This window comes from Chryseobacterium sp. C2(2020) (genome assembly GCF_014218915.1).
GTDB classification, from domain to species: domain Bacteria; phylum Bacteroidota; class Bacteroidia; order Flavobacteriales; family Weeksellaceae; genus Chryseobacterium; species Chryseobacterium mucoviscidosis.
On sequence record NZ_JACLCT010000063.1, the window covers coordinates 1 to 11615 of the forward strand.

13 protein-coding genes are annotated in these 11615 nt (G+C 31.2%); 5 read left to right on the plus strand and 8 right to left on the minus strand.

The genetic code is table 11. The annotated features are described in order from the left end of the window. Positions 1-167 precede the first annotated feature (167 nt). From H6W52_RS20295 to H6W52_RS20330, 8 genes are all read right to left on the minus strand, one after another. Positions 168-266, minus strand: a complete 99-nt coding sequence (locus H6W52_RS20295) for a single-stranded DNA-binding protein (RefSeq protein WP_228460372.1) — start codon at positions 264-266, stop codon at positions 168-170. 534 nt (positions 267-800) lie between these two features. Beyond that, positions 801-1640, minus strand: coding sequence for a toprim domain-containing protein (locus H6W52_RS20300; protein WP_024564046.1), 840 nt, complete (start codon positions 1638-1640; stop codon positions 801-803). Positions 1641-1755: 115 nt separating this feature from the next. Further along, positions 1756-1992, minus strand: a complete 237-nt coding sequence (locus H6W52_RS20305) for a hypothetical protein (protein ID WP_123903502.1) — start codon at positions 1990-1992, stop codon at positions 1756-1758. A gap of 63 nt (positions 1993-2055) precedes the next feature. Further along, the gene (locus H6W52_RS20310; protein WP_024564044.1) at positions 2056-3180 is read right to left on the minus strand and encodes a hypothetical protein; all 1125 of its coding nucleotides are present in this window, start codon (positions 3178-3180) and stop codon (positions 2056-2058) included. Between the two features lie 50 nt (positions 3181-3230). Next, complete coding sequence (locus H6W52_RS20315) at positions 3231-3458, minus strand: hypothetical protein (RefSeq protein ID WP_024564043.1); 228 nt, start codon at positions 3456-3458, stop codon at positions 3231-3233. 51 nt (positions 3459-3509) lie between these two features. After that, positions 3510-4220: a hypothetical protein gene (locus H6W52_RS20320; RefSeq protein WP_024564042.1), complete on the minus strand. Its 711-nt coding sequence runs from the start codon at positions 4218-4220 to the stop codon at positions 3510-3512. Positions 4221-4222: 2 nt separating this feature from the next. Beyond that, complete coding sequence (locus H6W52_RS20325; protein WP_024564041.1) at positions 4223-4474, minus strand: DUF3853 family protein; 252 nt, start codon at positions 4472-4474, stop codon at positions 4223-4225. Then, positions 4474-4758 carry a DUF3853 family protein gene (locus tag H6W52_RS20330; protein ID WP_024564040.1) on the minus strand — a complete coding sequence of 95 codons (285 nt, stop codon included), beginning with the start codon at positions 4756-4758 and terminating at the stop codon, positions 4474-4476. Before H6W52_RS20330 ends, H6W52_RS20325 begins: the two co-directional genes overlap by 1 nt. Positions 4759-4892: 134 nt before the next feature. On the opposite strand from H6W52_RS20330, the gene H6W52_RS20335 reads away from it, so the two are divergent. The 5 genes from H6W52_RS20335 to H6W52_RS20355 all read left to right on the plus strand — a co-directional run bounded on the left by H6W52_RS20335 (position 4893) and on the right by H6W52_RS20355 (position 11180). Beyond that, positions 4893-5342: a hypothetical protein gene (locus H6W52_RS20335; protein WP_133159943.1), complete on the plus strand. Its 450-nt coding sequence runs from the start codon at positions 4893-4895 to the stop codon at positions 5340-5342. Between the two features lie 2 nt (positions 5343-5344). Continuing rightward, the gene (locus tag H6W52_RS20340) at positions 5345-6034 is read left to right on the plus strand and encodes a hypothetical protein (RefSeq protein ID WP_024564038.1); all 690 of its coding nucleotides are present in this window, start codon (positions 5345-5347) and stop codon (positions 6032-6034) included. 14 nt (positions 6035-6048) lie between these two features. After that, on the plus strand, positions 6049-7317 hold the full coding sequence (locus H6W52_RS20345; protein ID WP_024564037.1) for a site-specific integrase: 1269 nt from the start codon (positions 6049-6051) through the stop codon (positions 7315-7317). Positions 7318-7432: 115 nt separating this feature from the next. Next, positions 7433-10456: an Eco57I restriction-modification methylase domain-containing protein gene (locus tag H6W52_RS20350; RefSeq protein ID WP_228050545.1), complete on the plus strand. Its 3024-nt coding sequence runs from the start codon at positions 7433-7435 to the stop codon at positions 10454-10456. Positions 10457-10517: 61 nt separating this feature from the next. Next, positions 10518-11180, plus strand: coding sequence for a hypothetical protein (locus H6W52_RS20355; RefSeq protein ID WP_139351752.1), 663 nt, complete (start codon positions 10518-10520; stop codon positions 11178-11180). The last annotated feature ends 435 nt before the right edge of the window (positions 11181-11615 follow it).

Sequence of the window (11615 nt, forward strand, 5' to 3'; positions counted from 1 at the left end):
ATTTTACTGATTTTTAATTAGTTTTACAAAGTAACTAAATATAGCGCTGAGAAAGCTACCGAAGGTTTAGTTCAACATTGTATTGGCAAAATGCGGGATGAAGTCTTGAATTGAAAAGCCTAAATATTTAGCCGCATATGCTTTTCAATTCCACTTTTTTTAGTAATTTAGTCATTGGGTGCTACCGAAAAGTTTACGACCTGTTTATCGTTTTTCAAGGTGTTGATTTCTGCATTTTTGGTAATTCTACCTACGATTGTGTTCATAATCTTAAATTTTAAAATGTTAATATTTTGTTAATTTTTGTTTTGTCAAAGGTCAAATGTTGGGAGTGAATTGATTTGGTATCGAGGACACTCGGCATTTTTCTTTTTTTATATTAAGTTAGAAAACAGTATTTTTTGCTGGATTTTTATTGTTTTTCCGTTGATTTCAAAGAACGTCTATGGTTGATTTGATTCGTACAACTGAGGTTCCGGCTTTTTCTTTGCCCATGAACATAGGACGGCACCATCCATACAAAACCCGATTCGGTTCCGCTGGATAAAGGCAGAAAATTCCGAATCGGGCTTGAAATCTTTTTGTCCGAAGGATTTAGGAGTGTCTGGAAAAATTGTTGGAGCTTGTGGAAAGAATTTTTTTAGAAACCCAAAAAGATTTTTTTGTGTGGGTGGTGCCGTCCTACATTTGCAAACGTAAAAGCCCAACCGCAGTTGGGAAACTTAATCAATGGACGTGGTTGTTAATGGAAAACTAAAGGAAATTCATTGGAAAATGGTTTCTCCAATGATTTAAACTGATCAAATATTACAAAACCACTCGTTCAAGTCCTTAAAATTATGATAAATTAAAGAGCAATCCTCTACATTTTTGTATTGACTTTTAATTTTTAATTTAACCGATTTCCCATTCTTATCATTGTCTAGAAAAAGTGAAATTTTCTCATATTGTTTCAGTTTTTCTTCCACCTTGAAAAACATTGCAGTTGAATTTAAAGTCAAGTAATCACAGTTTGAATTATCTGATTTGTCTAAATTTCGGTAGGTCAGATAATCGAAAAAGCCCTCAAATATGAGAATCTCGTTCTTGAGATTGTTATCATTAACAATCAACGTCACATCCTTTTTTCCCAAACATATTTTTGACTGTGGATTGCGAATCTCAAAACCTCCGGACTTATTCTGAAATCCAATTCCGAAATATTTTCTTCCTTTCAATTCGTAGTGAATTTCCTTAACCCTATGCTTTTGCTCAAAAACTCTTCGGGACTTCAGATACTGAATTAATGCAGGATGCTGGATTTCTTTGATTTCTAAAATCTGATTGCATGTTTGACCAGTAGTTTCGTGATATTTTATTTCATTTTGAACTCTAAAATCCAATGTTGAAAGGCATTTCAATGCTTCTGAAACGGAACATTTCTTTATCTGTTGGACAATTGAAATCACATCGTAACTTTTTCCATTTCCAAAATCGAACGCCTTGTTTTTGACAAAATCGACCGCCAGACTTGGAATTTTTTCCTCCCGGTCCAACGCAAAATAAAACGCAGTTTTCGGATTTTCTTTGACCGGAAACAGCCCGAACGACTCCAAAACCGCCCGAATTCCGACGTTTTGCTTGACTTTTTCGCAATTCATTTTTTTTCTTTTAATGCAAATTACTTATCCACATTTCCCTTTTAAATAAAAAAGACTTTTAATTTATTTTTATATTACTTTTAGCAAACGGCATTCTTCTTTTGCCACAAAGGATTTAATGGTGTTTTTCGGTGAGTTCAATTCCGAAAACTAGTGAGTTCAATTCCGAAATTTGGGTGAGTGCAATTCCGAAATAAAGCCTGTTTTGGGGTGAGTGCAATTCCGAATCGATTTTTCCATTTATTCTGATAACCGTAGTTATCCACAAAACAGCTAGGTTATCCACAATTTTTGTGTTTTCTAAATCTTCGGGTGAGTGCAATTCCGAATTCGATGCTGTTATTTTGTTCATTTTTAACATTTCTTTAACTTTAGTGAGTGCAATTCCGAATTGGTGGTGAGTGCAATTCCGAAATCAGACAATCATCGGATAGCCATTAGGGAATATTTCTCCCATTTTTGTATTTCTATACAAATGCTTGATGTGTGCCTGAATTTCAATAAGAAATTTTTGACCTTTAAAGTCGGTCGATGCTATCTTTCTCATTCTGCAGTTCCTAATAAATTCCTTGAAGGCTCTTTCAATCAGTTCCCTTGTCTGCGGTATATTTTCGTATTGATGGAAAAACTGGACTGTTTCGGCTTCGTCTAATCTATATCGTTTTTTGAAATAGAGCAATCTTCGGTTAATTTTATGACTTTGGTTAAAATTCTCTTGGTTTGATTCTATAAGTTTTTTTGCTTCTTCAAATGGATGAGAAAATCCTTTGGTTAAGATAGGAACAATAAATATGGAATCCTTTTCATACCTGTATTGGAAAGAAAAACTATTGTATCTGTCGAGATTGATTTTGATGGGCTTTAGAAATTTGAAGCAGAAATCTTTGGTATTTTTATAATTTAACCCAAACTTTTTATTGAAATTACCCAGCTTCAGCATTGTTCCCGATTCGGGAATTTTTGAAAGCCAGATGGAGAAAATAATGTGTTTGTTGTTTCTGATATTATACACCAGATGATAGAGTACATAATTATATTCGGGAATAACCAATAATTTTTTCAGCCAGTAACTGCTAATTAGAAATGTGGTAAAACCTCTTTGGTCATAGGTTGGCGTAGAAATAAGTCCGCCAAATGTTTTGATTTCTTTCCCTTTTGAATTAAGCGATTTGTACCATCCCATCTTAAATTTGGCGAGAAACTCATAGGCATCCACAACCTGCTTTGTGGAACCACTCGGAGAAATTTTACTGTTCCGGATTTTGATGGAGGCGAAAATGTTATTTTCTGTTTCAAATTCTTCATCAAATAGGGAAAGTTGCTTCGGACGGTCTTCGGGACGAAACTGTTCATTGCCGATAATTGCAACGATATTGAAAATGACTCGAAGCGCATTGATTGGGATGTCCGCCGCTTGTTGGTCATCAAAAATAAAGTCGTCCACGAAATGGTTTCCCAGCCGAATCTTGTCGGGAACTTTTTCTCCCTTGTCCTCAAACTTCTTTCGGACATGGCGCAAATCTTTTTCAGATAAAGACATTTTCTATTCTTAATGTTCCTGATTTCTTATTTCCTGATTTCAGATGGTAATTATTTGGTTCGAACAGTTTTCTTTACTAGTTTTATTTTCTCACTTTTCAGTGTTTTGTCTCCATCAATGAGATTGTAGTGTTTGTAGGAATCAACACCAGTTGCTTTGAACACCCTTTTTTCGGCTTCTCCTATATTGGGGATCCTCACTTTCTGGATACCCAGATATTCGTAAGATATTTTATTGATGGTTACTTTTTGACCAGGTTTTAAGTCAGATATTTTCATTGTTTTAAGTTTTTACGATTTGTTAGAAATGAAATCGACTTTTTATTGATTTCATGATGTTTTCGGTCGTTTGATATTTGGAATGGAATCGACGGAAACTGTATCATCATTTTGACTATTCTTCAAATAGGGCAGGATACTTTTTAATGAGGATTTCCAGTTGGAAATGGGTCTTCCAGAACTATTCCGCCAGTCGTTTTCTAACCACGAATGATATTTTTCTTCAATTACAGAGTCCAAAAGAGGCTGATAATCCTCTAAAGTTGTTGCAAACTGAATAAATTCTTCCAATTCGGGAATAATTTTTGACTTGCTGCTTTTGGAAGTATCAGTAATGGAAACTTTATCACTAGATTTACTGATTTTGGGAACAACTTCCTTGGACGAATCGCTTCTCTTTAAAGTTTCATGTTTTTCAACAATTTCCAAACTTGGTACTTTTTCGATTTTTTCCTTCTCTATTTTCTCCAGTATGGGAATATCAGATAAGTAATTTAACAGAATTCTGTAATTACAAGGAAATCCACTTTTGGACTCAAATTCAACAAGACCCAACTCGCGAAGTTTATCTTTGGTCGGTTTTACGGTTTTTCTAGTTATTCCCAATGCATTACCGAGTGCAACATCGGAAATAACGACCTTATAACTATCGTTGTCCTTTCCTAATTTCAAAAGGTACAGATAGAGCGAAATTGCCGAAGAGCCAAGTCTTGCCTTGTGATTGAAGTCCCAAAATCGGTCGATAAGTTCCAAGTAATACATTTCTAACTGCTTGCAAAAAGTTCTATAGCCTTTTTCTTGTCGATGATGATGATGTTTCCTTTCTGAATGATGGCTTCATCCAAAATTCCTGAAGATTTAATCTTGGATGCTTTTGAAATGGAACAGCCCAGAATTTTTGCCAAACCTTTTAAACCGTATTCATACATATTTTCAGAATTTAAATTTTTAGATATCTCTAAAAATTCTTTTACGGTCAGATTGCAAAGAGGTGTTTGTGGGGTTATGTTTTCCATCAGCTGTTATCTTTAAAAAGTTCTAATGCTTTTTCCGAATCAATGATAATTTTTCTCCCATTTTGAATGATGGCTTCATCAAAAATTCCCTTACTTTTCAATTTTCCTGCATGATTTTTAGAGCATCCCAATATTCTTGCTAATCCAGAAAGACCGTAAACATACTTTTCATTAAATACCTTTTCTTGTGTGGGGTTTTCTGATGATTCTTGTTTTCTGGCATCTAAAATTTCCACAAATTCACCTATGGTCAATTGCCAAATTGGTCTATTATAATCTTCCATTTTGAAATTTTTATTGTAATTTGTTCTAAAAAAATACTTATTTGTATATATTTTACTATATTTGTATTGCAAATATAAAATAAATATTGAAATATATCTATATTTTAATCTCAAAAACAAAAAAAAAATTAAAGATGACTATAACTGAAAGATTGCAAAGTTACATGACCTACAAAGGGTTAAACCCCAATAAAATCACTGTTGAAGCTGGTTTGTCTGTTGGTTTAATTGGCAGAGCTATAAAAAACAACTCGGGACTCAACTCAGATACTATTGAAAAAATACTATACACTTATACCGATTTGAATCCAGAGTGGTTTATTTCGGAATCAGGTGAAATGCTAAAAACCAACAACCAAAACATTAATAATAATGGCTCAGGAAATAATGTAAACAGCAACATTAATGGAAATATTAGTGGAAATGTTACTATTTCGCATAGCGAGTTTTCTAATATGATAGAACTTCAAAAAGGCTATCAAGAAATACAAAAAGAACTAACAGAAAGATTGAAAACCAGTCAAGAGCAACTATCGGATAGCATGAGACAGGTTACTATACTTCTTGAAATTTTAAAAAAATAACTATGAAAAGGATTTTGATAATTAGTGCTATTTTATTTGGGGGAATCGTGATTGCTCAGCAGAAGAAAAATGCTTTGAATAATTGGAAAAGTAGAGATGCAGAAATCGCACAAAAGGTTTTTTCAAAATATCAGGAAAAAGAAAATAAGAAATTAGAAGATGAAAAAGCAGATTTAATAAAAATTCAAAAAAAGTTGAAAATTGAGATAATAAACGAAGGGGACATTGAGAAATACAATCAAAATATATGGCTTCGTATTGTAAAAGTGAATAATGGAAATTTAGAACAGATTGTTGATACGAGAGATAAGGATATTTCAGTTGTTACAAATACAATGGGAACGAACAATTGGAAAGATGAAGCAGGAGGGTTTAATTATACATCTTTCACTGACTTAATGAAGATTTCCCAGGAGCTTACAAGTAATAGAAATGAAACAGGAATATTAGCAAACTCATTAAAGCCCATTGAATCTTTTGAAACCCGCGAACCTGTTTTATATTTTTCTTTAAAAATCTACACACATAAAAACAGTTCAGAACAAACAACTTTACCAACCTTGTCCAAAACAATAAATATTTATGCTGACAACCAACTGATAAAGACTTTAAAATACTCTTTAGATGACTTTATAAAAGCAGAAGGAGTGTCAATACGGGACTTTAAATTGGGTTCTATTGAAAATCGATAATCAATTTTTCTAATATGAATATAAAGTATCACGCTCAATTTCTTCTTGACAGGGAAAAAGACAATCCTACTGCAAAACTGCGATATCGCATTAAGTGGGATGGCAATATTGTGGCTTTCAATTTGGGATATAGAGTAGAAATACAAAAATGGAGCAAGGAAACACAACGCTGTAAGGCCAATACAACTCACGGCGATAAGAAAATTTTCGCAAGCATTATCAACAGGAAAATTCAAGAATTTGAATCGGCTTGTCAAAGAACTTTTCAAAAATTTGAAGTTGATGTAATGTCTCCATGCTCAAAACAATTCCGTGAATCTTTTAATTGCGAAGTTGGGAGAACTTCGAAAACTGAAATTGTAGAAGAAAAGTCTTTTTTTGATGTTTTTGACCTATTTACTCAAGAAGAATCAAGAAACTCATATTGGAAAGATAAAACCTTGATGAAGATGAATACGCTAAAAAACAAGTTAACAGAATTTAATCCCAATTTAAAATTTGACAACTTGGATGAGGAGGGCTATAACAAGTTCCAACATTTTTTGGAATCAAAAAATCATAAAAACTCTACTATTCTGAAAGAGTTTAAGTCTTTAAAGTGGTTTTTAAAATGGGCAAAAAGAAAAGGATATCAAACAAATTCCTATTTCGAACTATTTCAACCAAAACTAAAGAACATTCCGAAAAAAGTTATTTTTCTTTCACAGGATGAATTGAAGAGATTTCGTGAATATGTAATTCCCGAAAACAAAAAACATCTTGAAAAAATTCGGGACGTTTTCTTATTTCAATGCTTTACCGGTCTGCGATATTCTGATGTTTTTAATTTACGGAAATCGGACGTCAAAGAAAAACACATTGAAATAAATTCTATAAAAACATCTGATAATCTCACAATCGACCTTAATGCGCATAGTCGTGAAATTTTGTTAAAATACAAAGATGAAGATTTTGTGCAAAATAGAGCTTTACCCGTTATTAGCAATCAAAAAATGAATGACTACCTAAAGGAGTTGGCAGAGTTAGTAGAAATTGATGAACCTATTACGCAGACTTATTATATGGGAAAAAAAAGAATTGACGAAGTGTTACCGAAATATTCTTTACTTGGAACTCACTGCGGTAGAAGAACATTTATTTGCAATGCATTATCACTTGGGATTCCTCCGCAAGTAGTAATGAAGTGGACTGGACATAGTGATTACAGCGCCATGAAACCCTATATAGATATTGCTGATGAAATAAAAGCAACCGCAATGGAGAAATTTGATTTAATAATTTAAATATTGGGACAAGGGGATTTGGTAATGTTTTTTAATCGGCAAGAATTATATTTTATTGTAACTTTGCAATAAGGTGAAAAATTCTGAACTACATAAACTTCTGATTAAGTTAAACTTGGAAAATACTGTTTTTTATAAAAATGAACAGGATGGCTCTTATGATTTTGATTTTCATCCGGATATCCTAAATAAAATTAAAAGAATTTCTCCCGATGCAGTCTATGTATTCAATAACCAACCTTTATTACTGTTTTTTGATTTAACCAATTCTGATGATTTAAATAAAGAATCTGAGATACATAAAAAAGTTTGGTCTTTTGATAATTCCCCAATCGTTTTTATATTAAAAGACAAAGATATTTCTATCTATAATGCTTTAAATTATATCAAAAATAAAGATGGTAGAGGCGGTTATCTCCAAGAGGTTGAAATATCTGATGAAGAAAGAGACGAGAAATTTTCTTTTTGGAGTTTGCAGTCGGGGGAAACTTGGGCTTGGTTTCAAGATGAATACTTGTCTAAAAAAAACGAAAACCAAACACGGGTTAATCAGAGACTATTTCAAAACATTAAAGATGTACGAAATTATTTAACTGATAAAACAAAATCAAATTTTCTTGATGAGAAATCTGCCAATTCTTTGATTCTAAGATTAATTTTTATTCGATATTTAATTGATAGAGGTATCAAGATTGATGAGGCGTATATTTCAGGCGAATCACTTAATGAAAAAAGAAAAAACTTTATTCTTTTAATTTCAGAACCTGAAAAACTCAATCAATTATTTGAAAGACTTAATGATAATTTCAATGGTGTTCTTTTCAAAGAGACAGATATAAAGTTAAATCAAATTCAAGCAAATTATTTAGCTGATGTTTTTAAAGGAGAGCTTGAGCAACAAGGCTCTTTATTTGAAGGCTCTTTCTTTGAGATTTTTGATTTTTCAATTATTCCTGTTGAAGTAATATCGGGTATTTATGAATCTTTGATTGATGATGAGACTAAAGATTTAGATTCAGCAGTTTATACTCCGTCTTTTTTAGTTGATTATATTTTATCAGATACTGTTGATAAATATCTGAATCAAAATAATGTTTCAGAATGTAAAATTTTTGAGGTTGCAGTTGGCTCGGGAATATTCTTAGTTCAATCTTTGAGAAGAATGATTGAAAAAGAAATTGAACTTAATGGAGATTCAAATAAAAATGAATTTAGTAACAAAATTAGAGAAATTGCTAAAAATAATCTGTTTGGAATTGATATAAATGAAGAGGCTCTAAAAGTTACTTGTTTCTCAATTTATATAGCATTATTGGATTATCAACAGCCAAAAGACATTGATAAGTATCCATTCCCTAATCTTTTAGGGACTAATCTTTTCAAAGCTAATTTCTTTGATAAGTCACATGATTTTAATAAAGTAATAAAAAATAATCCACCAAAATTTATATTGGGGAATCCACCATGGAAAAGCAAAAAAGAAGATGTAGTTCATGTTAAATGGTTAAAGGACAATAAAAAAACAGTTGGCAGATTTGAAATTGCTCAGTCATTTCTTTTGAGAGCTAAAGATTTTATGAGTGATGAAACACAATCGGCACTCATTGTTACTAGTACAATTTTCTATAATGTTTCACAAAAAACTAAAGGATTTAAAAAGGATTTCTTAACTACATTTTGTGTAGAAAAGTTTTTTGATTTATCCCCAGTAAGAAGATTAATTTTTGAGAAGAAAAATAGTCCTGCTAGTATCGTTTATTTTAGACTATCAAAAGATAATGATTGCCAAAAGAATATAATTAATCATCAATCAGTTAAATTTAATCGTTTTATCAAATATTTCAAAATGTTAGTTATTGAAAGGTTTGATCAAAAAGCGTTACCACAGAAATATTTTTTAGAAAATGATTGGATGTTTAAGGTTGCCTTATATGGAAGTTATTTGGATTTTAATTTCTTGAAAGTATTACCTCAAAAAAATATTGGGTCAATTATCAATAATAACACTATCTATAAAGGGGCTGGTATAGAAAGAGGGAAAGATCCGAATTTTTTTCCAGAATTAATTGGAATGAAAATTTTAGAAAACTCTCAGATTGAACAGGGCTACACTAATACCAAAAATTACAAATCTCTAAATAAAGAAGACGTTTATTTGTCGAGGGGGAGAGATAAAAATATTTTTTTGGGCAATAAAGTTTTATTTAAAGAACAGGCTCTTAATGAATCAGAACCACTAATTTCTTTTTCAAGTGAGGATTTTGTTTTTAGAAAAGGGGTGTTTTCTATCTCTTCAAAAACTGAAAATATTATATTATTATTATATTCTTTACTTAAATCTGATTTAAGTCAATACTTTCTTTTTCTAATTTCTGGTGCCTGGGGAGTAGCAACTAGACCCGCTATAAGATTTGATGAAGAATTACTAAGGATGCCATTGCTTGATTTTGATAAATCAGTATTAGAAAAATTGGTTAATAATGCTAAATCAATTATTGAATATTATGCCACTTTTTATGACAAATTTAATCTTGGAAAGCCTTCTGTAAATCATTTTTTGCTCCAAAAAAATAATCAAATAATTAATGACTCTTATGGTGTCAAAGACTACGAGAAGGATTTAATTGATTATGCTTTAAATGTCTCTCGTTATCAGTTTCAACAAAGCAAACAGCATCTTGTTACTAATTTTAATGATTCTGACCACCGTAACCAAAAACAAGTTTTAGAGAAATATGCCGATGTTTACATAAAAGAATTTGAGGAAATATATTATGATGAGTTTGTAAAAGTTGAGATTTTTACAATGAGACATTTCATTGCAATGAATTTCATTATTACAGACAAAAAGCCAAAAGAAAAAATATCATATCCTAAAAATACTGATGAAAAAGATGTTTTGGAGAAACTGGCAAATAATTTGACTATTGAAAGAATAACAGATACCAGCGACCCATCAAAAAATCTATATATTCAAAAGGATATAAAAGGATTTGAAAGTGATTCTTTTTATATTATAAAGCCAAATGAATATAAATGTTGGCATCGTGCAATGGCATGGTATGATGTTGCAGAATTTAAGCAGGCTATTCAAGAAGCAGAATTAAAACGTCTTAATAACATTTCTGCCAATGATTAGTAACGCCGATAATTTTAAAAAGAATAGAAATCGGGTTATAGAATCTCATGTTAGGAAAATAATGAGATATGTAATTGACTGCTATCATCTTATTTTAAAGGATGGAAAGAAATATGATTATGCTACAAGGGGGAAAATAAAGCAAGAAGATTTTTTAAGAAATGGACTTGTTGATGATTATATGAGGGAAAATATCAATCTTTTAAATGACAGCCCCATTAATGAATATTCAATAGAGAATTTTATCAATAAGGAATCTGCTGAATCATATTATGATGCTAAGGATGGTTTAATGCATGACGATAAAATAGATATTAAAATTGATTATCCTTATTTGAAATTAGATTTAGAAGATAAGTTGACTTATTTTGCAATAGAATGTAAAAGAATTAAAACTAATACAGATTCTATTGCTTACATAGGTGATACTATAAAGTTTTCACAGAGAAGCTATGTAAAAGGACGAATACCTTATGAAGGGCAAATCGGATTTATTGAAAACCCCAAAATATCCCATTCTTCAATTTTTCCAATAATAAATAAAAAGTTAAAATCTAATAAAAATTTGACTACTATTAAAGATTTGCAGTCTGAGATTCTTGCACCAAACTTTGAAGGTTCTTACAGGTCTCTACACCAAAAATCAAATGAAACAAAAGACAAGTTTTCAGTCTTTCACTTATTGTTCGATTACTCCAAAATCGTTCTAAATAATTATGACTAAATTAAGAAGGTTGAACTGAATTGATTTTGGTCCCTACTTCAAAAATCAGGGACAAATTCAAGGGATGTTCAATATTGTTTATAACGCTTTAATGTTTCTTAAATATTTGTAAATTATTTAAAATCAACGAAATGAATATTTATTGTGTTTTATTGAAGTATATTAATATTCCCCTACGGGCTACAAAAGAGATTCATTATTGGATCTCTTTTTTGCTTTCTATATTCATCTTTACATAAAACTTTTGCAGGATATTGTTACTCTTACTTCAGGATAATTGGTAACAGCTTTGTAATGATTTATCATCTCATCCGTCATTGATATTCCAAATCTAAAAAAGAAAAACCTCCATTGTACAAGAGGTCACTGAAAAACCTTTCATTTTACGACAGCCTATTTATTTAGGATGAAAAATAAGAGCTTATTACAAGATTT